This window comes from Aphanothece hegewaldii CCALA 016, from assembly GCF_003007785.1.
Classification (GTDB): domain Bacteria; phylum Cyanobacteriota; class Cyanobacteriia; order Cyanobacteriales; family Microcystaceae; genus Chroococcus; species Chroococcus hegewaldii.
The window spans coordinates 44447-69333 of record NZ_PXOH01000010.1 but is presented as its reverse complement, the minus strand read 5'-3'; the positions used below and the strand labels follow the sequence as shown (position 1 = coordinate 69333).

Annotated in this window: 17 protein-coding genes; 9 read left to right on the top strand and 8 right to left on the bottom strand. The window is 37.8% G+C overall.

Annotated elements, in window-relative coordinates:
* Nucleotides 1-51 precede the first annotated feature (51 nt).
* Complete coding sequence (mrdA, locus tag C7H19_RS11085; RefSeq protein WP_106457017.1) at nucleotides 52-1956, top strand: penicillin-binding protein 2; 1905 nt, start codon at nucleotides 52-54, stop codon at nucleotides 1954-1956.
* 2 nt (nucleotides 1957-1958) lie between these two features.
* Here the strand turns inward: mrdA and C7H19_RS11080 are convergent, their stop codons facing one another.
* A complete protein-coding gene (locus C7H19_RS11080) occupies nucleotides 1959-2645 on the bottom strand; it encodes a C40 family peptidase (protein WP_106456944.1) in 687 nt (228 codons plus the stop codon).
* Between the two features lie 36 nt (nucleotides 2646-2681).
* Between C7H19_RS11080 and C7H19_RS11075 the strand changes: the two genes are divergently transcribed.
* Nucleotides 2682-3623 (top strand): serine hydrolase, encoded by a 942-nt coding sequence (locus C7H19_RS11075; RefSeq protein WP_106456943.1) that lies wholly within the window; start codon nucleotides 2682-2684, stop codon nucleotides 3621-3623.
* 22 nt (nucleotides 3624-3645) lie between these two features.
* Here the strand turns inward: C7H19_RS11075 and C7H19_RS11070 are convergent, their stop codons facing one another.
* Nucleotides 3646-5250 carry an iron uptake porin gene (locus tag C7H19_RS11070; RefSeq protein ID WP_425428896.1) on the bottom strand — a complete coding sequence of 535 codons (1605 nt, stop codon included), beginning with the start codon at nucleotides 5248-5250 and terminating at the stop codon, nucleotides 3646-3648.
* Between the two features lie 452 nt (nucleotides 5251-5702).
* On the opposite strand from C7H19_RS11070, the gene C7H19_RS11065 reads away from it, so the two are divergent.
* Nucleotides 5703-6032, top strand: coding sequence for a DUF1540 domain-containing protein (locus C7H19_RS11065; protein ID WP_106457015.1), 330 nt, complete (start codon nucleotides 5703-5705; stop codon nucleotides 6030-6032).
* Here C7H19_RS11065 and ccsB read toward each other — a convergent pair.
* Nucleotides 6029-7024, bottom strand: a complete 996-nt coding sequence (gene ccsB, locus C7H19_RS11060; RefSeq protein WP_106456942.1) for a c-type cytochrome biogenesis protein CcsB — start codon at nucleotides 7022-7024, stop codon at nucleotides 6029-6031. The genes C7H19_RS11065 and ccsB overlap by 4 nt on opposite strands.
* A 190-nt stretch (nucleotides 7025-7214) precedes the next feature.
* Between ccsB and C7H19_RS11055 the strand changes: the two genes are divergently transcribed.
* Nucleotides 7215-7610, top strand: a complete 396-nt coding sequence (locus C7H19_RS11055; protein WP_106456941.1) for a hypothetical protein — start codon at nucleotides 7215-7217, stop codon at nucleotides 7608-7610.
* A gap of 109 nt (nucleotides 7611-7719) precedes the next feature.
* Here the strand turns inward: C7H19_RS11055 and C7H19_RS11050 are convergent, their stop codons facing one another.
* Nucleotides 7720-8262 carry a Dps family protein gene (locus C7H19_RS11050; protein WP_106456940.1) on the bottom strand — a complete coding sequence of 181 codons (543 nt, stop codon included), beginning with the start codon at nucleotides 8260-8262 and terminating at the stop codon, nucleotides 7720-7722.
* A gap of 135 nt (nucleotides 8263-8397) precedes the next feature.
* On the bottom strand, nucleotides 8398-9039 hold the full coding sequence (locus tag C7H19_RS11045; RefSeq protein WP_106456939.1) for a chromophore lyase CpcT/CpeT: 642 nt from the start codon (nucleotides 9037-9039) through the stop codon (nucleotides 8398-8400).
* 256 nt (nucleotides 9040-9295) lie between these two features.
* Here C7H19_RS11045 and C7H19_RS11040 point away from each other — a divergent pair, with 256 nt between their 5' ends.
* Both C7H19_RS11040 and crtO read left to right on the top strand, forming a co-directional pair.
* Nucleotides 9296-11335, top strand: a complete 2040-nt coding sequence (locus C7H19_RS11040; RefSeq protein ID WP_106456938.1) for a hypothetical protein — start codon at nucleotides 9296-9298, stop codon at nucleotides 11333-11335.
* A gap of 51 nt (nucleotides 11336-11386) precedes the next feature.
* The gene (gene crtO / locus C7H19_RS11035; RefSeq protein ID WP_106456937.1) at nucleotides 11387-13081 is read left to right on the top strand and encodes a beta-carotene ketolase CrtO; all 1695 of its coding nucleotides are present in this window, start codon (nucleotides 11387-11389) and stop codon (nucleotides 13079-13081) included.
* A gap of 297 nt (nucleotides 13082-13378) precedes the next feature.
* On the opposite strand, the gene C7H19_RS11030 is transcribed toward crtO, so the two are convergent.
* Entirely contained in the window at nucleotides 13379-15124 is a 1746-nt protein-coding gene (locus C7H19_RS11030; RefSeq protein ID WP_106456936.1) for a serine/threonine-protein kinase, read from the bottom strand.
* 109 nt (nucleotides 15125-15233) lie between these two features.
* On the opposite strand from C7H19_RS11030, the gene C7H19_RS11025 reads away from it, so the two are divergent.
* From C7H19_RS11025 to C7H19_RS11015, 3 genes are all read left to right on the top strand, one after another.
* A complete protein-coding gene (locus tag C7H19_RS11025; protein ID WP_106456935.1) occupies nucleotides 15234-16010 on the top strand; it encodes a WecB/TagA/CpsF family glycosyltransferase in 777 nt (258 codons plus the stop codon).
* Between the two features lie 31 nt (nucleotides 16011-16041).
* Nucleotides 16042-17562, top strand: a complete 1521-nt coding sequence (locus C7H19_RS11020) for a sugar transferase (RefSeq protein ID WP_245927452.1) — start codon at nucleotides 16042-16044, stop codon at nucleotides 17560-17562.
* Nucleotides 17563-17749: 187 nt separating this feature from the next.
* Nucleotides 17750-21544, top strand: a complete 3795-nt coding sequence (locus C7H19_RS11015; protein WP_106456934.1) for a sacsin N-terminal ATP-binding-like domain-containing protein — start codon at nucleotides 17750-17752, stop codon at nucleotides 21542-21544.
* An 84-nt stretch (nucleotides 21545-21628) separates the two neighbouring features.
* Here C7H19_RS11015 and C7H19_RS11010 read toward each other — a convergent pair whose 3' ends face one another.
* Both C7H19_RS11010 and C7H19_RS11005 read right to left on the bottom strand, forming a co-directional pair.
* On the bottom strand, nucleotides 21629-22141 hold the full coding sequence (locus C7H19_RS11010) for a single-stranded DNA-binding protein (RefSeq protein ID WP_106456933.1): 513 nt from the start codon (nucleotides 22139-22141) through the stop codon (nucleotides 21629-21631).
* An 82-nt stretch (nucleotides 22142-22223) separates the two neighbouring features.
* Nucleotides 22224-24749, bottom strand: coding sequence for a mannose-1-phosphate guanyltransferase (locus C7H19_RS11005; protein ID WP_106456932.1), 2526 nt, complete (start codon nucleotides 24747-24749; stop codon nucleotides 22224-22226).
* Nucleotides 24750-24887 lie beyond the last annotated feature (138 nt).

Here is a 24887-nt window from a genome sequence, read left to right as displayed (position 1 = left end):
TAAAAGATGCGTATGCTTAAAATCGCTCATTCTTTATTCCTTTTTCGATCAATGCGACACTCTGGAATCCTACCGAAAACCAAAGGCAAAAACAAATATCAAAAGTTTCAGGTACGCCCCATCGTACCAGGTGAAAAACAAAAGCAGAATGAGCGAACGATTGGAAAGCACCGCCAGTCTATCTTTATCATGTCTCTAGTAAGTCTAGTTTTACTCGGTGGGGTGGGGAGTCGTTTAGCCTATTTACAACTGTATCAAGGCGATCTAAATCGAGAAAGAGCAGAAAATAATCGTGTCCGTATTTTACCCAAGCAACCCGTTAGAGGCAATCTTTTCGATCGCAAAGGTAAAGTTTTAGCCACCGCTCGTCTGACTCATGCTTTATACTTATGGCCAAGAGTCCAACATCAACCCGACTGGCCCGAAAATCTACAGCGTCTCTCTGATATTTTAAATATTCCTGCATCAGAAATCCAAAAACGGATTGAACAGACCGACGATAATGGTTCTACTTTGGTCAGAATTGCACGAAGTCTCACCCCTGCACAAATTACCGCTTTAGAGGAATATCGAGATCAAATTAACGGAATAGAAGTCGATGTTGAAACCTTGCGACACTACCCCAATGGGAAAAATGGGGCGCACGTTTTAGGATATACCGGAGAACTCAACGCTCTTGAATTAAAAGAACGCAAACCATTTGGTTATCGTTTGGGTGATGTCGCTGGAAAAATGGGCGTAGAAGATGCTTATGAGAAGCAACTTCGGGGAGAATGGGGCGGTATTCAGCTAGAAGTCAACGGCCAAGGGAAAGTGATGAAAATATTGGGGCAAAAAATCGCTAAACCGGGTAATGATGTCACTTTATCCCTAGATTTAGACTTACAAAAAACGGCAGAAGAAGCACTAGGAAAACGTAAAGGGGCTGTGGTAGCGATGAACCCGAATACGGGAGAAGTTTTAGCGATGGTGAGTTATCCTAGCTTTGACCCGAATGTTTTTTCGACTCCCATTACAACTAAAATTTGGCGCGAATTACAAGGAGAAGGCAACCCTTTTATTAACCGTTCCTTACAAGCTTTTCCCCCTGCATCTACTTTTAAGGTTGTCACCGATACGGCCGGTTTACAATCAGGGAAATTTCCACCAAAAACTATTTTACATACTGCTGCTTATTTGAATGTCGGTGGCACAAGATTCGGTGAATGGAATCATGCAGGTTTTGGCTCGATCGGTTATGTTAGAGCTTTAGCCATGAGTAGTAATACCTTTCATGGTCAAATTGGACGAGGTGTAGGTGGTCCTGCTTTGATAAAATGGGCGCGTGACTACGGTTTTGGTAGTAAAACAGGTATCGAACTTGCCGAAGAAACCCCAGGACTCATTGTCGATGCAGAATGGAAACGGAAGAACTTTAATTGGGACTGGACGGATGGCGACACCGTAAATATGTCCATCGGTCAAGGTTTTACCCTCGCTACACCTTTACAAGTTGTAAGGATGTTTTCTGCCATAGCAAATGGCGGTTATTTAGTCAAGCCTCACTTAACAAAAGATAATGGGGATTCTCAAAAATGGCGAAAACCTCTCAACCTCAAGCCAGAAACCATTAAAACCATACGGGCTGGGTTGCGGGCTGTGGTTTCTGAAGGGACTGCTAGAAGATTAGATGTTCCTTATCTACCACCCATTGCAGGTAAAAGCGGTACAGCCGAAGCCCCTCCGGGTAAATCTCATACTTGGTTTGGTGGGTTTGCCCCCTTTGATAAACCCGAAATTGCTGTGTTAGCTTTCGTCGAACACTCTGGAGGGGGTGGGGGTTCTACTGCTGGTCCGATTGTTTTACAAGTACTGGAAACTTATTATAAAGCTGGGCCAAGATACGAAAAGAAAGAAGACGGAAAAACTCCAACAACGAATAAACCGACGACAACAGTACAGCCGCGCAATCGATAAATTTAGGATAAACTGGTCATCACTCGACCAAAACTCCATAATTTTTTGTAATAGGCTTGACTAATTGGGTCTTTTGTGCTATTTAGTTCATCAATGCCGATCGCATTTCGTCCCATTTCTTTTCCTGAACTGTGGATATAGTGGTTATATCCTAAATAGAGTGCCACATGATTAACCCGTTCTATCCCAAAAAAAATAAGATCACCAGCTAGTAATTCATCTCTCGATATTCTTTGAGTAAATGCTTCTTGTTGATAGGAGTCTCGCGGTAGCCAAATTCCCGAATGAGCAAACGCTGATTGTATGAGTCCCGAACAATCATAGTTTGGCCCAATTGTACCACCCCAAAGATAATAATTAGGAATATTATTAGCGGCTTTGGTAAATGCAATGATATTAGGGAGATGATTTTCAATTTCTCTTCGAGAAAAAGCGATCGCTTGATAGACTGTAGTAGCGGGTTCTAATGCGTTAATTTGTGCAAAAGATAACCAAGCACAGTAACCATCTTCGCATAATTGGACTTGTACCGCGTTTTCTGTGATTGTATCGGCTAAAATCTTAAGATGTCGTCCCTTTGCTGCTTGTGTTGCTAGTTCTTGACACACAGAAGAATTATATAAATCTAAGTTAGTTTTACAGCAATACTCGCCGTTAGTCGATGGAGGGAATTGGATCGGTAAGACCATATAATTTTGAGGTAAGCCATTCTTGTTCAATTTATCATGTCCTTTTTCCGCCCCGACGATCAACTGACCCAAATTGGGACTACTATTTTAGAAGCAACTTGGAAAGAATTCCCTACATTAGATCCTCAACAAATAGCTTTAACTTGGGTTGTGTATGATGCTCCCGTCATTGTAAATACAGGTGGTGCCATTTCCTCTGAGGAATTTTGGAAATATGGAGTAAGAGGGTTTGGTTATCGGGGTGATGAGCGTATTTATCCCGCTAGTCTGGTGAAATTATTTTATCTTGTTGCGATTCAAGAATGGTTAGAAAGTTCGATGGTTCCTGAAACACCCGAATTATTGCGATCGATGCGAGATATGATCGTAGACTCTAGTAATGATGCTACCAGTTATATTGTAGATGTTTTAAGCGGTACAACGAGCGGGCCAGAATTACCGCCCGGTCCTTTTGAAACTTGGGCATATCAGCGTAATATTGTCAACCGTTATTATAAATCTTTAGGTTGGGCAGAATTAGACGCGATTAATATTAATCAAAAACCTTGGGGAGATGGGCCATACGGACGAGAAAGAATGTTTTTAGGCGAGTTGATGGATCAACGTAATATGCTCACCTCGAATGCAGTTGCAAGATTACTGCATACTATTGTCGGGGGTATTGCCGTTTCATCAGTGCGATCGCAACAAATGATGTCATTATTAAAACGTAGTTTAGCACCAGATGAATTAGCCAATAACACGAATGAGGAAAATCAAGTTACTGGCTTTTTAGGCGAAGGATTACCCGAAAACGCTCAACTTTGGTCAAAAGCAGGATGGACAAGCCAAGTTCGTCATGATGCTGCTTATATTGAAATTCCCGAATATTCTCCCTATCTTTTAGTCGTTTTGACTGAAGGAAAAGCCAATAGTCAAAATAAAGCCATTTTGCCCTTTATTTCTCGTAATTTGGTCGAACAAATGGGAAAAATTTAAGGAATGGCTTTAAGTCAAACTTCTAAAAAGAAAAAGTTGTTCTCAATACTCCTACTCCAGTGGTTGAATTGTCAGAATCACCCTCTGGATTAAAAATCACAAAACCACCTGGTGTAACACTAATATTATCAGTCACCTTGAAATTATAGTAAGCCTCGATTTGATAGGGAGTAGCGAGAGAATCAATATTAGAGGTTCGGCGTGTTGCCCCGTTACCTGCTGTCGTGCGATATTGCGGTTGTCCGAATAATAAACCTGCTGTATTGCCTTTTTTGAGGGCATCGGGAAAATACAAGCCCGCCATCCAACTAGAGAGATGGGTATAAGCTGATCCTCCTGAACCTGCTTGATCTACAAAAAAGTAAGATCCGTAAGTCGTGAAGTGGGCAAATGAACTAAAACGCCAAGTTAATGTCGCACCAACAGCATTAATATTAACAGGAGTCGTTAGGGGTAAACCTCCTAATACTCCAGTAGATGATCCCGCTAAACCTGTAGCCAGAATATTAATCTGGTGATAGCTAAAAGAATAATTTAGACCAATATCTAGACTGCTGGTCGGTTTCAAGGTTAACTGTGTCGCGGCGATATAACTCCCGTTGAATAAACCTGCACCCAGAGGCGTTCCGGGAAAACCTTCATTGTTAGGTAATGCAGCATTAACAGAAGCATAGAGGGCCCGAAAGTCAACTTTAGGATCGGGAGTGAAAATAAAACCCGCCGCCGTTGCGAGACCCGTTTGGGAAGTTCCCCCAGAGACTCTGAGTACTGGGTTGACCGCACCAAAACGAGAAACAGCACCTTGTCCTTCACTGGCAAAAGGTACGATCGTAGGAAAAGCATCGGTTGTTTCTGCCAAGGGAGCGACAAATACTTTGAAGTTATTAGCGACTGGAAAGAGATATAACAATTTATAGAGACAAACACTATTGTTACCACATCCTTGAGATAATGTCTGTGGATTAAACCCCGGGAATTGCGGCTCATAACTGAGTTTTGTCATCGAATCGCTCAGGATTGAACTATCATTAGGAAATAGCACCTCACCAATACTAGAACCACCCCCTGCACGAGAGTTGAAATTATAAGCTTGTAAACCTGTAATTAGTGCATCTTGTCCAGTGAAGCTAGTTACTAAATTGAGCCGTACTCGATTATTAAAAACAATCTGGGCATCGTCTGTATCGGGTTCGCCCCCCGTTGCTCCTGCTATTGAAAAGATAACTTCTCCACTGAGTTTAGTCGTTGTAGAAAATTGGTGATCTTCCAAGAAAGCCACTCGCTGCTCTAAATTATCGACTCGCGTCCCTAAAACGGCGAGTTCTGTTTCAAATTCTTGGGCTAAACGTTTCAGTTTGTCGATGTCTTCTTTTAAAAGACTAACGCCTTCTTGGATCAATCGTTCTATTGTATTAAGACACGCATTTAACCCCGCCGCAAATTCCCAACGGCTTAAAGCACGATTTCCGCGAAAGGTGCGATCGGGATAACCAACGATACAGCCATAGCGTTCTACAAGGCTTCTGAGGGCTTCGTATGCCCAGTCATTAGGCGATATGTCCCGCAGTTCAGAAACTGAGGTAATTTGAGCCATCGATTGTTTAGAGGGGATGACTTCAGAGGCGATCGCACTCTCAGTTACCCAACCTAACGTAGTAGCTAGAAAGGATAAGACAATTTTTTCACCGATAGAAACGAGTTGTAATTTATTCACGATTACTCCTTACACCAAACGCTAATTGTTCTTTGATAAAAATCAATTTAAAGTATTGATTTAAACCCTAATTTATCAAAATGCTTTAAATTATTCTTGTTTATATTATAAAGAGTATTGTTATTATTTACGCTCATTAATATATGATAAATATTGATAATTTTAATTATTAAAAATCTATATTAGCGATTCTTTTAAATTAAACAAAAAATAGACCATTGTTGGGCTATCATTGAGCATATTGATTAACAAAAATTATGCCAAGGTTAAAAAAATTTTTTGATTTTACTTAAAGACTTATTCTTTTTTTGCCATTATTGTTACTTAAACGGCTTAATTCCTTGTGATAGAATTCCTAAAATTAAATGGCTAATGGTTCAAAAAGACCGTCAGCCAGAGAGGATTATATGGATTTAGGATTTGTTTGTCAATGTAATGCGATTAATTGCACCTACAATCACGAACAGCAATGCAATGCGGGCGCAATTAAAGTTACTTTTGAAAATGGGTTAGCTGAGTGCTATACATATACACAAAAGAAGAGAAAAGTCAAGCAGGTCGGAATAGAAGTCGGCGAAGTTTCTCAGTGCGATGTGATTGACTGCACTTATAATCATGGACAGAAGTGCATGGCCGAAACAATCATCGTCATAACCCTTGATGATGTAGCAAGATGTGTCACTTACAGCCTTTAGAAAAACCAGCCATAAGAATGTAGACCTTTACCCAATAAATTTACACCGAGATAACACACCCAAACCACCACGAAACCACTAGCCGCGAGTATTGCAGGTTTGCGCCCTTGCCATCCTCTAGTGATGCGAGAATGGAGATAAGCGGCAAAAACTAACCAAGTAATAAACGCCCAAGTTTCTTTAGGGTCCCAACTCCAATAAGATCCCCATGCTTCATTTGCCCAAACTGCACCCGCAATAATACCAATGGTGAGCAAAGGAAAACCTAAACCAATAATGCGATAACTGATATTATCCAACGTATCAGCAATACTTAAGCGTTGTGGCGAAAGTGTATTGATAGTAGTCGTTGTATTAACCGCAGTCATCACCGCCGTATTTCCACCTACATTTTTAGCGTTTAAGGTTGTATTAGTAGGTTGACTAGAAGAAAGAGAATTTTTTAGACGATAGCCACCTGTACCGACGGAACTCCCGCGTAACTCAATTTCTTGTCCCCGTGTTACCACTAGAAAAGCGATCGCTAATAAAGATCCCACCATCAAAGCCGCATAACTAATCATCATGACACTAACGTGCATCATGAGCCAGTTTGATTTTAATGCAGGAACTAAGGGCGCAGAAGCTTGCATATCTTTGGGCAAAGTCAAAGCAGCAAAAGCCGTAATAGCCATCGCTACAGGTGTTGTGACGACACCCACTAAACGACTCTGACTCATCCATTCTGCGATTAAATGAGCCACCGTAACACCCCAAGCTAGGAAGAAAAGAGACTCATAAAGGTTGCTGATAGGGAAATATCCTGCTTCTAACCAACGAGCGCCGAGTAATGCAGCAATGCAGAGACTAGCAATACTAACGCCTGCGGTTCCAAGCATTTGAAGATAGGCAATACGTGGAAAGGCTGCACCTCCCCAATAAACTAGCATGGTGATAAACAGAATTAAAAATGAGGCGTTGTCGAGATAATTTTGTAATGTAATTAAATTCATAGGACTAGAGTTACATCAGTTACATGAGCTACGGTTCATGAAAGGCTTACTCATACTATCCTATATGTTTTTCGGGCTTCTTTTTGTGTTTGGTGGCGATCGCTTTTTTTAGGTTTTATTTCTAAACCCTCATATAATTTTGATTAAAATGTATGAATTTGGTCTCTAAACCCTCATAAAATCTATAACAATGCTCAAATCTTATCCGCTTATTTCTCTATCATTTGCTTTTTTCTTATTACTAAGCAATTCTTCAAATGCTTTGTCTCAAGACAATTTAACCTCATTAAATAAAATAACCTTTGATCTTTCGGGAATTTCTGCTGATGGGTTAGTCGGATCTTCAAATAACTTAAGATCAATTGATTATGAGTTTTGTATTCCTCGTGATGAGCAATTTTTATCAGAAATTATCGCTATAGATCCTATTATTCAATATTATCCTCATAGTCGAGGAAGAATCGGCTGTAACAACAATGAGTATCTTTGTATTGGGAATACTCATAATCCTAAATGGAAGGAAATTTTACAGGCAATTGCTAAATTAGATTATGTGAAAAAAATTGCTCAGACTGACTGGGAGTAAAAATCTAATAATAAATTAAATAGGGTTTGGCAACCAAACCCCTACATCAAATCTAATGTTTAATTAAATAGAGCGCAAGCCACCGAACCTCTACATCATTAAATATTAATTAAACACCTGCACCAACTTTATTACCTTCTTTCATGGGAGAGGAACCATCGGGTTGAAGAGTTTGTCCTTCAATAAAAGAACGAAGCATCCAAGCTATCTGCTCATGTTGTTCCATCAAACCTGTCAAGAAATCTGCTGTCCCTTGATCATGAAATTCTTCATCACAAGCATCGATATGCTCCCGTAAATTGCGGATAACTTGTTCATGATCATCAACTAATTGACTAACCATTTCTGTCGCTGTAGGTAATACACCTGGTGTTTCTTTAATAGAAGCAAGCTTAAGAAAACCATCAGCAGTACCGACAGGATAGCCGCCTAATGTTCTAATTCTTTCGGCGATACTATCAATATTTTCTGTTAGAGCGTTATAGTGTTCTTCCCAAAGTTTGTGAAGTGTTAAAAACTGTGGCCCGACTACATCCCAATGAAATTTTTTAGTTTTAATGAGCAGTAAATAAGCGTCCGCTACATCACGATTTAATAAATCAATGACACCTTGTCTTTGCTCTGGAGTAAGTCCTATATTAATTTTACGCATTGTTCTACATTTTTTATTGCTACTTCACTTATCAGTTAAGCAATCTTAACAACTGGTTTACATCAATCTAAAGTTAGGGAAAAATCATATAAAGACTCTACCCAATTAGAGAGAAAATTAACTTTTAATACCGCTTCATTTTAGCCAGCGATATTGATAAGATTGATCTTGAGCGCCCCAAACTTGTTGACCATTTGCATCAAACCCACGATCCCAAGTTTCCATCCCAGATGAGTTTAGAATAACCGTATTTGTAATTTTTACCGCCCCTCTTACATTTGCGGGACATCCTTGTGCTGGTGTTTCTCCTTTATATCCGTCTGCAATAGGTTTTAGGAATACACTACAACCCGCTTCAGCAAGATCATTCAGTTTTAATTGTCTTGTATTTTCTGGTTTTTGACAAAATCCGATAAAAGTTTCTGGCTGTTTAATTTTATAAGATTTTGATTCTATGGTATTGGGTTCTGTAGCTGGTTTAATATTTAAAATACGTTGACGATAAGGTTCATCAAGTGATTCATTTAAAGCTTGTTCTTGATAAAGATAAACCGATTTTGGCTCATCTATTACAGTAACAGTACAAGTCGTCATCCGTACACTCGATTTTTTTGGATTTGCTGCGGCTTGTGCGCTAGTATCCATTATTCCAACCAGATGAGATACGACTGATTGTACATGAGATTCTACTGGCAGGTTTTGAGCAAATACAGGGCTAATTGAATTTAAAAAGACTAAGGGAAGAGTTAAAGATTTAGCCAGAATTTTGTTATTCATCGAATCATGATCTATCTCTATCAAATAATTATTTTATCCTAAATCCATAGAAATTGTATGGGTTTGATACAGTAAACAGTAATCAATAAAAAAAACTTTCATACCTCAAACTGTAGGGGTTTGGTCTTTTTACCCATATTTCGTCATTTTCGCCACAACATAAAATAATTGAATTTTTTCTACCTCTTTCATTAGAGAGATGATGAGACGGTCATAAACTTTTAACCTACAACTATATAGTTAAGGTTAATGGCTGATGAATGTCACCTCCATAGTGCCAAAAAACGCATTAGGTTCAATTTTAATTTTCCTGTGTGTGCTGATCTTTGTCGGTTTTCTGGGTTATTTTCTGGAACTTTCCCTACCAACAAGAGCGCCTAAACTAGATAATACTTATACTCCTTTTACCCAAACGACACCCCAAGAAATCGGCTCCTATGATGTGTTGGGTTACACTATTAATAAAGCCGAAGCTGACAAACTGTTGCAAACCGAGTCAGGGGCTGTAAAACTTGCGCCAGAGAATGGGGCTATTTCCATCACAGAAAATTTAATTAACTTAGGTCGTGATAGTTTTTATCGTGAAACCTTTGGTAATGAATATTTTTTTACGGATATACTAGGTGCTATTGATGGCCCGATTAATTTGGTGAGTATGGGTAAAGCGATCGCCGCCCTTAAAGGTAAACCAACAACCAATCTACAAATCACCCTTGACAAAGATGTTACCGTTGGCGGACGCTATTTTAAAGCAGGAACCGTCCTCAATACAGGTTTGGACGTGAGCGCTGGTTCTCTAATACCGTTGGGAATGCAGGTTCACAAAAAAGGTGCTAAGGTGCGAGTCGGTCTCACTTGTGCGGTTTGTCATGCCACTCTAGATAAAGATGGACGCATCATCGAGGGCGCACCCAATATCGATATTAATACAGGTTTACTACAAGCCTTGGCCACCAATTCCGCCGCGATGTTTCGTCAGACTGGAGTGAACCCAACTCTTATTCCTTCCGGGGAACATACTTATATTAATACCTCTGGAGAAAAAGCTCGTTTACCAGACCCAAAAGCTTTAGAAGATGCGGTTGATGCCCAGTTACTAGCGTGGCCACCGGGTAACTTTGATTCATCAGGCGACAATAAAAATAATCCCTCTCAAATACCATCATCTTACACCTTCGATGCTTGGCCTTACGGTTGGAGTGGTTTTGCTTCGGTAGGTTGGTTTCATGGGCTGACATCGCTTAATAACAACGTTCATGCGACTAACTCCGACCCAACAAACGCTTCTAATGCGGCTAAATATCTACTAGGTATTGACAAAGAAACCTATTTAGGCGTACCTCTGCAAAATGCGGCTAACCCGAAATTTCGTTTACCAGAAGGGGCGAAACCTTCGGTATTCTTTGAAAAAAACGACCCCACTCCAGGTCGAGTCGGCATCAACGAAGTGGTTAAAATGCCTGGATTTCCCAAAGGTTCAATATTTATTCTTGATGGGTTGATGGCAAGTTCTCCAGGATTTCCAGTGGGAGCGCAAATCAACGGAATGTCAGCCTATCAAAATACTCTTGCTCCTCCACCTGTCAAGACGCAAGATATCCCATCTCTACAACGGGGTGCGGCTGTATTTGAAAAAGCCAATTGTAATGAATGTCATAGCGGGCGATATTTTACCAATCATGATGTTATTCGGGCCCAAGAGGTGAAAACTCAACCTTCACGAGCATCCGCCCTCGCTAAGTTTCCTCAAATCTTTATCGCGCCCGAAACCTATCCAAGTAATATTTATGTACCACTTCCCACCGATCCACCAGTGGTCTCCGTTCCTCTGGATATTACTCCAAAAGATGTACGAGATTTAGCATACGCTATTAGTGATCCAGCAGGGGGCTATAAAGTACCAAGCTTGATCGGGCTGTATTTGACTGATCCATATCTACATGATGGGGGTGTGGCGGCAAGTTCACAAGCATTGAAACAAGAGTCTGATGGTTTTTATACGATCGCAAATCAAGAAGAAATAGGATTAGCGGGTACATTGATGCGTAACATTACACCAGATCCAGAAGCGAGTCTGCGGGTATTAGTTGATCGAAATCTTCGACAAACAGCAGTTACAGTCAACCGAGAAAATCCCGATTTACAGGCCACAAACGTCGATGGTAGCGGACATGAATACTGGGTTGATCTACAGGCTAATTTTACACCCCAAGAGCAATCAGATTTGATTCACTTTTTGCTCTCTCTTGATGACGAACCAGCAGTATTGCCATCAGTAGCGACAACATTTCAATAGCTTTCTAACCTCTTTTTTGGTGTTATTCATACTTTACGGTTGAAATTAGATATGGAAGATTATGATGTAGTGATTATTGGTGCAGGACATAACGGACTGGTGTGTGCTGCTTATTTACTCAAAGCGGGATATAAGGTCTTGTTACTCGAAAGGCGAAGTATTCCAGGGGGAGCAGCAACAACAGAAGAATTGATGCCCGAAGCGGCTCCAGGCTTTATGTTTAGTCCCTGTGCGATCGATCATGTATTTATCCATTTAGGGCCTGTTATTCAAGATTTGGAACTAACTAAATACGGGTTAAAATATCTTTTCTGTGATCCCGTTGTGTTTTGTCCTCACCCCGATGGTAAATACTTTTTGGCGCATCGTTCCGTCGAGAAGACCTGCGCTGAGATTGCCCGCTATAGTTCCCGTGATGCTGAAAAATATAGGGAATTTAATGACTTTTGGCAGCGAATGATCGGTGCAGTTACGCCCGTGTTTAATGCTCCCCCAAAATCCATAGTAGATATTGCTGGCAATTACAACATTACTCAACTAAAAGAACTTTTCTCCTTAGTCGGGTCAACAAATCAAACGCTAGACTTAGTACGAACTATGTTTACGAGTCCGTTGGATCTTCTCGACGAGTATTTTGATTCAGAATTTCTCAAAGCACCCTTAGCTCGGTTAGCATCGGAACTAAGCTCACCACCCTCTCAAAAAACCATGACCATCGGCTCAATGATGATGGCCTTGCGTCATAATCCAGGAATGGCACGTCCCTTGGGGGGAACGGGGGCGTTGACAGCAGCACTCATTCGATGTGTCCAGAGTTTAGGGGGCGAGATCCGTACATCACAATCTGTTAAACGTGTTCTAATTGATGAAGGACGTGCGATCGGTGTACAATTGACTAATGGTCAAGAATATCGCGCAAAACGGGGAATTATTTCTAGTTTAGATGCCAAACGACTGTTTTTACAGTTGATCGATCCCGCCGATGTCGATGCGGCCGATCCGAAGTTACGAGAACGGGTTGAGCGACGCATCCTCAATCACAATGAAGCGATTCTAAAGATTGACTGTGCCCTGAGTGAACCTCCCCGCTTTGTGCATCACAATCATCAAAATGAATATCTAATTGGTGCGGTATTAATTGCTGATTCTGTGACTCAAGTAGAGCTTGCTCATACAGAGCCAGAAATAGGTAGAATTCCTCTTGACGATCCATCTATGTATGTGGTAGTGCCAAGTGTACTTGATCCATCCCTGTCGCCAGAAGGAAAACATACACTGTGGATTGAGTTTTTTACCCCCTATCAAATTGCAGGAGCCGAGGGAACGGGTCTAAAAGGGACAGGGTGGACGGAGGAATTAAAAGAGCAAGTAGCAGATCGTGTTCTAGAAAAACTCGCTGAATATGCTCCTAATATCAAATCAGCCATCATTGCTCGTCGCGTTGAAAGTCCTCCAGAACTGGAAGAACGAGTCGGAGTACTCAAGGGGAATTACTATCATTTGGATATGTCTTTCGATCAAATGATGTTTTTCCGTCCACTTCCTGAGTTAGCCAACTATCAAACACCAATTGAGGGTTTATTTCTCACAGGTGCTGGTACTCATCCAGGTGGCTCAATTTCGGGAATGCCAGGGCGAAACTGCGCTCGTATGTTTCTACAAACTCAACAGCCAATCGTCCAAACGTTAGCGGATTTAGGCGATACTCTTAAATCTACAGCAAAGTCCATTTTTAATCAACTGTAAGGTTATTTTGTATCGATAAATGCGGATTTTAGTAGATTTATAATAGTTACTGTAACCTGAGTTTTCGATAAAATTAGCCTGCATAGCCAGTGAATGAATTCACTATCTCATAGCTAAAGTCCATTAAAATGAATTTTTAAGTCAGAAAGATTAGTCGGTTAAAACCGATTTAAACTATAAGACAGGGATTTTAATCAAGGAGCGTACTAATTACTCACTATAGAATTTATTCCTTGATTATTTTAAACAAAACTCAGGTTACTGTATTGCTGCTATTGTTTCATCAGACGTTTTCTCTTAAAAATCTTTTTTAAGGCTTAATTGTTGTAAGCAGCTTTGATTATTGGATTCTGTTGCTACTAAAATCTTCTCATCATTTAAAGTAGTTATAGCTGTAATTGTGGCTGATAAATTTATTTCACCCTGAATTATTCCTTGAGCATTTAATACAATAATTTCACCCAATGAACTCGCTAAAATATATCCCCAAGATTGGGCTAAAACGAAAGAGGGTTTAAACGGTAAGGGAATACGAGTAATCTTTAAAGGTTTTAATTTAATTAAAAGTCCTAAAAATGGTTTATTTGTTTCTATAGCAAATATTTCATAATCAGCAACTTTACTTAAGGTGACTAATTCAATCGCTAAAGTAATTGAAAAAGCTTTAAATAAATTTCCTCGACGATTAAAGATTTGGAATAAAGTATGCTCACTTGTAGATTGATGAATCACTAAACAATGTGATTGATCTAGCGTAATAATTTGTTGAATTTTTCCTTCAGTAATAGTAGATTTAATGAATTTGAAATCTTGCAATGAGTAAATATTAATTTCTTGGTAATTTAAAGCGATCGCTATCCATTTTCCCTTAATATCTATACTACTAATTAGTTGGTTTGCTGACCATGTTAATAATTTTTTTAGTTGTTCTTGTTCTACAAAAAAATGATATAGTGTATAAAGATTAGACTCTTCAGAAAAAGTAAATATATAAACAGTATTAGAACTAAACTCTAATTTAATAATTTCATCTTCAAAAGTTATTTTATAATCATGAAAAAATTCTAAATCTGTTTTATCATAATAAAATTGAACCATAAGCACATTTTTTTCTACCCAATAAATCCAATTTTGCACTACAGATAAATTGGTAATTTTACGACTCAAATAAACTTTCTTAATAATCTGAGAAAAATTATTTAAACTAGAACTAGAAGACGGGATAAAAAAAATATTATCAGATGAATTGCCTAATAACTCTTGCTCGGCTAAACGAACTGCTTCTAACATTTCTTGACTATTAGTAAAACGTCTTTGCGGCAACTTTCGTAACGCTTTTTCAATAATCGTTTGTAAAGAGAGAGGAATCGTATCAGATAAATTAAATGATTGACTTAAATGGGCTGCCATTAAATCTTTAGGAAAACCCGAAAAAGGACGCGAACCAACTAATAATTCATATAATAAAATACCTACCGCATAAAGATCAGAAGCGGCAGAATATTTCCCATAAAATCTTTCTGGTGCCATATAAGCTGGCGAACCTGTATAACCCCCGCTATGATAGGGTTGTAATTGTTCTTCTGACCATCGTGCAATCCCAAAATCTGAAAGTTTAGCAATGTATCCAGTCGAAGTAATTTTGAGTAAAATATTCTCTGGTTTAATATCACAATGAATAATTTTTTTGCGATGAGCATGGACTAAAGCGGATAAAATATCTTGAACCAGTTTTAAGATTAATTGAAGTGTAATTTTTTGTCCTGATTCCATTAACTCTCGTAAGGTTCCACCCTCACAATAATCCATTACTAAATATCTACCACCTTGATGATGTTCTATCCCATGAAAAGAAATAATATTCGGATGCTTTAAACTGACTAAATAGGACAATTCCCGTAAAAATTTCCGAGTCGGAAACTGTTTTATATCTAAATCTTTCAGGGCAAAAACTTGCCCATTTTCTCGATCAATCCCACAAAATACTTTACCAAATTGTCCTTGTCCAATTTGTCCCAAAGTCCGATATCGAGAACGTTGCATTAACTAAAAAGTATCGTAGTGAGTGTTTTTTTGAAAAGGATGGGTATCCTAACTACAGAATCTCTAAAATTATCTCTATTTTAGTCCAGTTTGGGAAGGTGTTAACTCGATGTTAGGCTCTCTTTTTTCTCACCAAAGTATTTTAGGCACTCGTATTGATGCGACAAGTTATGAAGATGCTTGCGATCGCATTCAAACATGGTGCGAGCAGAATCTTTCTTGTTACATCGTAGCGGCTAATGTTCATGTTGTCATGACGGGCTATTGGCGCAAACGCTATCAACGCATAATTAATCAAGCTAAACTAATTACACCCGATGGAATGCCTCTCGTCTGGGGAATGCGACTACTGGGAATGAGACGACAACGCCGTGTTTATGGGCCTGATCTTATGTTAGCTTGGTGCGATCGCGCTGCACAATTAAATATTCCGTTGTTTCTCTATGGTGGCACCGAAAACACCTTACAAAAACTTAAATTTAATCTCCTTAGACAATTTCCAGACTTGACAATTGTCGGAACTTATGCACCGCCGTTTCGTTCTTTGACTCCAGAAGAAGAAGCCCGCGATCGAGCTATGATTGAATCTTCGGGAGCTAAAGTAGTATTAGTGGGTTTGGGCTGTCCAAAACAAGAGGAATGGATGTCTCGCCAACAAGGATTACAAGCGGTTATGATTGGTGTTGGTGCGGCTTTTCGTTTTCATAGTGGGGAAGTTTCCCAGTCGCCACGCTGGATGATGCAGATGGGGTTAGAGTGGTTATATCGTCTGGTTACTGAACCTAAAAGACTTTGGCGACGCTATTTAATTAATAATCCGAGTTTTTTGCTGTTGTTTGGGTTACAAGTATTACACCAAAAATTTAAACCCGTAAAGAATTTTTAACAACAATTTAATTATTTGACTCAGTTGGGGAATGCTAATCATAGAACAACCCAAGGGAATTAGGTTGATTCAGGAATATTTAGCCTTTAAGAATGCCCAAAAAAGCTCAATGATGAAACTTAAGACTAAATCTTATTCTTTTTCCGAGGACATTCGCGCATCTCGTCCGTTCCAATGGGTTCGTCATCCGACTGAACAAGGGTATCGAGTAGCAATCTTATTACTCAGTGATATTCTAGCGTTAGCAGGTGCTTGGCAGATCGCCCGTTACTTAAATCAGTTTTATTCTCCCTTACCCCCTCAACTCGTCTGGTGGAGTTGGTTTGATATACCGAGTTTATTCTGGGTTTTTGTGGGTTGTACGCTGCTTTTATTTGCCAAAGGAAATTTATATAGTGTTCCCAAAAGTAGCCAAAATTATCTGAGAACCGTTAAACTGATCAGTTCTGTCTATCTTCTTTCTTTAGTTTTAATCTATTTTTACGATCCTAAAGTTGATCCGCCCCGTTCACTTTTTTTTACGGCGTGGTTTAGTAGTGTTGTCTTTGTCTTATTCGGTCGTCTTGTGGCTACACTCATTTTAGGACAAATCCAAACGCGAAAACCCAAAAAACCGATTTTTATCATTGCGTCTGCGTCCCAACTACCGAAGCTAATTCAAATTTTACAACGACGTTCTCAATATCAGGTCGTCGGTGTAGCTTTAGCCTCAACCGCTAATTCATCAACCACATTAAACAGTATTTTAGCTTCAAAGGCGGTAGAAGTTTTAGCAGAAGATCTCCCTCAAACCGACTTGGCATCGGCTTTATATTGGAATTTACGCCGCACTGGGATTACATTACGCTTACTTCCCTCTAGTCGAGAAATTCTGTATCGTCGGGGTGTTTCCGAAATTATGGCCGGGCTACCCACACTCAGGGTAGAAACATCTTTGTTAGTAGGTTGGGACTATCGAGTTAAGCGTATTATTGATTTTATTGGCTCTTTTGTTGGCATTATTTTACTCTCTCCTCTCTTTTTAATCATCGCTTTAATCATTAAACTATCGTCCAAAGGCCCAATTTTTTTCCGTCAAGAACGAACTGGGTTACAAGGAAAAACTTTTTATATGTGGAAGTTTCGGACAATGGTGAATAATGCTTCTCAACTCCAAAGTCAACTCGAAGCCCACAACGAAAGCCAAGACGGAATTATGTTTAAAATGAAGAATGACCCGCGTATTATTCCCTTTGGTCATTTGATGCGTCGTACCAGTATAGATGAACTACCGCAACTATTTAATGTTTTAATGGGTCAAATGAGTTTAGTCGGCCCGCGTCCTTTACCTCTGCGCGATGTGGAAAAGTTCCAAGCTTGGCATCACATTCGCCATCAGGTTGTACCCGGAATTACAGGACTATGGCAAATTTCGGGACGTTCTGATATTCAAGATTTTAATGATGCTGCACGATTAGATTTATTTTATATCGATAATTGGTCGTTGAATTTAGATTTAGATATTTTAGTGGAAACGGCTAGAATTGTTTTGTTTGGTAAGGGCGCTTATTAAGTTTTGTATCAGCTTTTAAAAATATTTTTAAGTTGAGTCAATTAAAACTAAATGTTAGAAATGATGAGTAATTGGGAACACTAGGATTAGATAACCTATAACTACACTTCTTTAAAACCGACAACGCAAAGAGGAGATAGGTAGGGTTCAGTGTAAAAGTTAAATTTAACTAACAAAGTTGTTTGTCATGGAAGAAAAACAATTTATTAAAAAACTATTCGACAAAAATTCAGATTATAATAATCCAGATCAGGCTATTGCTACTGCAAATCTTTGTAATACAATTTCAAAAGATATATATACTGATAGTCAGCGTTTTATCTATGAACTTCTTCAAAATGCCGATGATGCAAGCAATCAACATAATAAGCTTGATGTTCAAATAGATTTTGTCGGTAATTATGTCATTATTTCTCATAAAGGAGAGCCTTTTTCAAAAATTGATATTGAGAGCATTTCAAGTGCGGGTGACGGAACAAAAACAGGTTTTAAAGGAATTGGCTTTAAGTCAGTTTTCTCTCATTCTAACTATGTAATTATTAAAAGTAATAATTTTTGTTTTCGATATGATAAAAATTTTTGGAAAAACCATTGGAATAGCAATTGGGTAAATCAAAAGATTTGGCTACATGAAAGACGAACTAAGAAAAAAGATGATCAGCTAAAAATGCCTTGGCAAATGATTCCAATTTGGACAGAATTACCACTAGAATTAAAACAGCTTTCTGCTTTTCAGCAATTTAACGTCTCAACAGTTATTCAATACGATCAAATTGAAGAAATAAAACAAGATTTATCTAATTTACTATCTAATACACAAATTGTACTTTTCTTGCGGAGTCAAGAAGTTAAAATTACAGTAAATAGTAACGAAAAACTGACGATTGAAAAAATCAAAACTGAAAAAACTACTGTATTAAAGAGAAACGGTAACTTACAAAGCGAATGGCTCATTAAAACAGAACAGTTTAATATTCCAGAAAAAGTCCAAAAAGAAATAAATGCTGATGAAAAATCACCAAAAAGGCTAAAAGAAGCTTTGAGTACTGAAATTTCGTTTGCAATTCAATTAAAGGAAAATAAATTAAACGCAGTTAATAAAGAAAATAGTTTAATATTTACTTATTTGCCAACTTCTATTAACTATAATTTTCCATTTTTAGTTAATGCAAGTTTTTTAACTGATGCGGGAAGACAACATTTACATCAAGATGTTTTTTGGAATAACTGGATTTTTGAGCAAATTCCTTTAAAGTTTTTTGCATGGGTTGCTGAACTTGCCAATAAAACAAGTGAATATAGTCAGCAAATCTTAAGAATATTACCTAATAGGCTAAATAGCTATGGTACTTTAGAACAAAGTTATAATCGAGGCTATCAAAAAGCTCTTGAAACTATTGCTTTCCTTCCAAATTTAAGTGGTGATTTGCTAAAAGTAAGTGAAGCTATTTTTGATAAAGTGAGTATGTCTGAAGTTATTAACAAAACAACACTTATCAATTATCTCAATCATAAGTTAGCTAAAAACTTTACTATTCAGTCTTTTTTACCAGATTTAGAATTAATAAGTACATTAAATAAAATAGGTGTTATAGTTTTTGATCTTGATGATTTAGAAGGTTTTATTACTTCTGATATTTTTATCATACAGCATCAAGTTCATGAAAACTTTAACTTAATAAAATTTTTATTTGACCAAGCTAATCATTCAGGTAATGCAGAAGAATGGAAATATAAAATTAAACATATAAATTTTATATTTAATGAAAACTGCCACTTATGTAAACCAATTAATTTACTTTTTGGTCAACATTCTAAAGTTACAAATGAGGAAGTAATTCATAACTCTATTTTATCTCAAATCAAAAATAATCAAGCTATTTATAATTGGCTTTTACAACTAGGAGTAAAAGAGCCAACAGATACAGCTTTTATTGATCTAATAATTCAACAGCCAGAAAATTTTATCAATCATTCAAATGCTATAGAAACAATACGCTTTATTTTTAATATTTATAAACATAATCTTATTACAAGCTCGCAATTTGAAGAATTAAGAAAGGTACAACTTATAACTAAACAAGGTACTTTATTAAGTTGTGAGAAATGTTATCTATCTAATTTCTACGAACCTGAATTAAAATTAGAGCAAATCTATAATGATGATATCTATGTTTCTGAAGATTATGTTGAAAGTCAAAATGATAAAATAGAATGGAAAGCCTTTTTTATAAAAATGAATGTAAAACAGAACATTGAAAGTTATGAATTAAATAATCCTTCTATTTTATCTTTAAGTTCTAGTTTTGGAAATGAATATTTTGATGTAAATAAAGGTTATCTTTCTCAAACATTTATTAAACGATATAATCGTTATGGTTTTGATTCTCATAACCAAATTTCATTTTTTAGAAACTTGAGTTTTCTAGAAAATACCTTAAATAATCATACATTTGCTAAAATTTTTTGGAATAGCGTTATTTCTACACAAGAACTAGAGTTAAATTATTTACTTGTCTTACCAACTTTATCTTATGGATTAGGCAAAAGATATAACTACTTTACAGAGACAATAAACGAAACATATTTTCAATGGTTTGTACATAATAAAGATTGTATCCCAACAACACAAGGTAGATGCTGTCAACCTAGATTTGTCTATCTAAATACTTCTGAAATTAAAGAAATAGCGGGAAAGTATTTACCTGTTTTTGATTGTGATTTTATACTTTCTTCTGAATTGTGTAGCTTTTTTAAATTTACCGAAAATTTAAAGCTTAATGATTACCTTACCATTCTCAAAAATATAGTTGATGATACACTTTTAAGCGATGAAGAGCAAAAAGAAAATAAAAAAAGAGTAGGATTAATTTATCAAAAACTAGCTTTAATGGATTTGCATAGTTTTGACCAAGAAACAATTAGAATATGGGGAAGTCAAAACAAGCTTTTGTCCAAAGATGGTAAGACTTTTTTCTATCCTAAAGACTTATCCATTGTTACAGTTGAAGGTTTTAATGCTCCCAATTTAGCATATATCGAAGAACAAAGTTCCGAAATTATTGAATTATTGCGTTTGTTTGGAGTTACAATTATTGATACAGTAACTCCTTTGATTCCTAATAGTATAAAAGAAATGGAAGATCTAAAGAGTAAACTTATAGATATTTCGCCATTAATTGCTGTTATATCCATTGAAAAATCTAAAAAGCCTAAAGAATGGAGAACAGAACATAAACGAATTTATAAAAAACTTACAAATGTTCACTTCTTTAAAACTACTGAAATTTATTTATCATATGGAAATGAATCTGATAAACAAAAGCGAAGTTCTTGGGTAAAAGAAAATGATTTTTATTATGTTGGTAACTGGTACAGTTCAAGAGTGTTGGATGGTTTAGTTGATCCTTTAGTAAAATTTTTAGGTATTCGATACGCTGAAAGACTTTTGCTTGTACTGCTTTTAGAAAAATTTACTGATGGAATAGAGTATTTGAAGGAAAAAGGTTATGATGTTAATCTTATTCCTGAAGATTGTTTAAATACTAAAGAATCTGAAATGAATACAAGCAGTCTTGGCAGAGTTTATAACCTATCTGATGAAGAATTAGGAAGAAAAGGAGAAGAATTTGTTTTTGATGAATTAAAACGAATTTACAGCAAAAAATATACTTCTTCTATAGAAGAAACAAATACGGGTTTCAAGATAGGTAGTTTTGTAGAAGTTATTTGGCGTAATATTAATGGAAATACAAATGCAGACCACGATTTTAAAATTGTGGAAGATGAAAAAGAGCTATACATGGATAGTAAAGCAACACCTTACAGCAAAAATAATGAAAGTAAAATACCTTTTTATATATCAAAAAATGAATATACTTTAATGGAAAATGCAGAAAAATATTTGATTGCTAGAGTTTATAACGTTACAACAGAACCAATGGTTGAATTTATCAAATTAGAACTAGATAATATTGATTAATTGTAGGGGTTTGGTCGCCAAACCCATTCAAGATCAATTTTATTTTTCTCAGTAATAGATTAAATTTTTTGAATGAACAACAGCCTAAAATGGAATATCATCTAAATCTTGTTCTACATTTGCGGCTACGGGTTGCGAGGCTGAAAAGTTAGTTTCATAAATTGGCTCATCAAAGTCTTTTTCTTTAGCGGGTTCAGTGGTTTTGTTTTTATAAGCATTCATGGGGACCACTTTTTCGGTTTTTGGTGAGGCTGTAGCGGTGCTGGTTGGAGTATAGCTGCTTTCATATCCCAGATGATCTAAATGATAAATATGAGAAACGACTAACTCGGCGCGTTTTTCTTTGTATCCTTCAGGACGATCAAGTACATTCATCGAGAGACGGCCTTCAATAATAACACGATCGCCTTCTGTATATTTTTCGGTAATTTCCGTAGCTAAATTGCCCCAACCCACGACTTTCAATGTAGAGGAAGGTTCTTCGGGTTTTTGTCCTTCAAACTCGACTAACATCTGTGCGATCGGTGTTTGTTTATCTTGAGTGTAACGTAATTCTGGACTCCGAATAATTTTCGCCATTAGTACAAAACTATTCATAAGTGACCCGTCTCCTAAGTTTATAGGGTATAAAAAATCTACTCTTTCTATGATAGAACAAGTGTACGAGAACAGGGAGAATCTAAACACTGATAATCGTCCCTTGTTCTTGCTCGATAAATTGCTGAACCTGTTGACGATAAGATTTAAGAGATTGTTCAACCCATTCTCGGTCTTCACTATTCGCATAGAGATGTACTAAGGGTTCCCCCGCATCGGGTAAAATTAACACCCAATTATCATTATGATGACTAATAATTTTTACTCCATCAATTAACTCTAAATCTTCTGTCGAATGAGTTTCGATGAAATTACGCATCAAAGCCCCTTTAATTTTCCAAGGACACCGAACAGTCGTCGATTTATGGCATATTTTCGGTAAAACTGCGCGAATTTGAGCCAGCGATCGCTCTTGAATGGTGAGCATTTCCAAGAGTTTCGCAATACTAAACATCGCATCAAACCCAGGATGGAGATAGGGAAAAATAAAACCCATATCACCACTTCCCCCTAAAACCACATTCGGGATAGATTGAGAAGCCTCCATCAATGCGGTAGGATTGGCTTTAGTCCGTTTAATTTTACCATCGTGGCGACGAACAATCTGTTCTACTGCACTCGACGCATGGACAGGAACAACGATCGTACCTCTGGGATTAGCGGTTAGAATGGTATTCACCATCAAAGCGGTTAATTGTTCGCCTCGGATCGGAATGCCCCCCTCATCGACTAAAATAAATTGTTCACCATTAGCTGAAACCTGTACGCCTAAATTGCCTTTGAGAGCTTCTACCACTTGTCCAAGTTGATAGAGAAGGGTTTCCCGTTCCTGAGTCGATAAAGCTGCTTGACGTAAACTGGCATTTAAGACCACAGCATCACAACCGAATTTTGTCAAGAAGTCTGGTAAAATTGCACCCGACACGCCATAAACATAGTCAATGACGATTTTTGAACTACTATTGCGAACCGCTTCGACATTCAACTTGGCTTCAAAAGTATTACGATAGGTATCAAGAATATTGGCAGGATAGGAAATAATACCGATATCCTGAATGCCAACTCGTCGTAAATCTTCTTTAAAATAGGCTCCTTCAATTTTCTTTTCTTTAGCCTTAGAAAGATTAATACCTTTAGAGTCAAAAAATTCGATTAATAAAAAATCTGGCCGGTCTGGATGAATTCTAACATGGATGCCACCGACCACACCCAAACGAGAAGTCATGGTACGTGCAATGGGAATAGCCGTCGCTTGCAGGTTTTGGATATGCACACCCACCGACATCAACCCCCCAATAATAGAACGGCTGACCATACGGGAGACACTGCGCTGATCTCGTGATACCATGACCATTGAACCTGGTTTCAGGGTTGAACCATAAGCTGCACCCAGTTTAACGGCAAATTCTGGCGTAATATCAATATTAGCTAAACCTGAAACGCCACGTTGTCCAAATAAATTACGTTGAGCGGTACTACCCCAAATCAGGTTAATATTTAAGATTGCTCCAGACTCGATGCGTTTACTCGGCCATACCCTGACTCCGTTATTAATTTGCGCTTCTTCCCCGACGGTTGAAAGTTGTCCAATAACGGCAGCTTCAGCAACTTGGGCGCGTCGTTCGATGCGTGTTCCTCTGGCGATCGTACAGGCGGTGAGTTGGGCCTCTTCTCCAATCATAACGCCATTCCAAATAATCGATCGCTTAATTTGGGTTCCGCCTCCAATGGTGACGTTATCGCCAATGATGGTTTCTCCTTCTATAATCACATTGGGACCAATACGGCAATTATGTCCGATCATTGTTGGTGATTGAATCTTAGCCGTTGCATCAATGTAAGTATTACTGCCTACCCAAAGTCCTTGTTTTTTTTCTTCGTAGGCAAAATCTAACTTAACTTTACCGTGTAGGGCATCGTATTGCGCCTCTCGATAGACTTCTAAATGTCCAACATCACACCAATACCCCTCGGCGATATAGCCATAAATTGGCTCATTTTCGGCTAAAAGTAAAGGAAATAAATCTTGTGAAAAATCTGATTCTTCATTTTCCTTGATGTATTGCAAAACTTCGGGTTCTAGAATATAGGTCCCAATATTGACGGTATCGGAAAAGACTTCGCTCGTCGAGGGTTTTTCGAGAAATCTTTGAATTCTTTGTTCTTTATCGGTAATCACTACCCCAAAATCGATGGGATTTTGTACACGTGTTAAAATGATAGTGGCTTTGGATTGTTTGCTTTTGTGGAACTCGATCGCAGCATTTAGATCAAAATCGGTAATACTATCGCCACTAATCACCAAAAAAGTATCATCCAATAATTCTGCAATATTTTTGACACTTCCTGCTGTACCAAGGGGTTGATCTTCTTCTACAGAGTATTTCATCTTCACCCCAAAATCACTACCATCTTGAAAATAATCTTGGATCACATCGGGTAAATAATGTAGCGTCGTGATAATTTCCGTGATATTGTTGCGTTTGAGTAAGTTTATGATATGTTCTGCGATCGGACGATTTAAAATAGGAACCATCGGTTTAGGCAGTTCACAGGTTAAAGGACGTAATCTTGTTCCTGAGCCCCCAGCCATCAAAACTGCACGCATAAGCTTTTCATCCTTTCCAACTCGCTCTTATTTATCTATCTTCTCCCATTTATTCAGCTTTGATCTGTTCTCAATGGTTGATTCATTCAAATTTTTCTTGAAGTCTAAACCCATCACGAATAGAAAATGGCTCGCTCA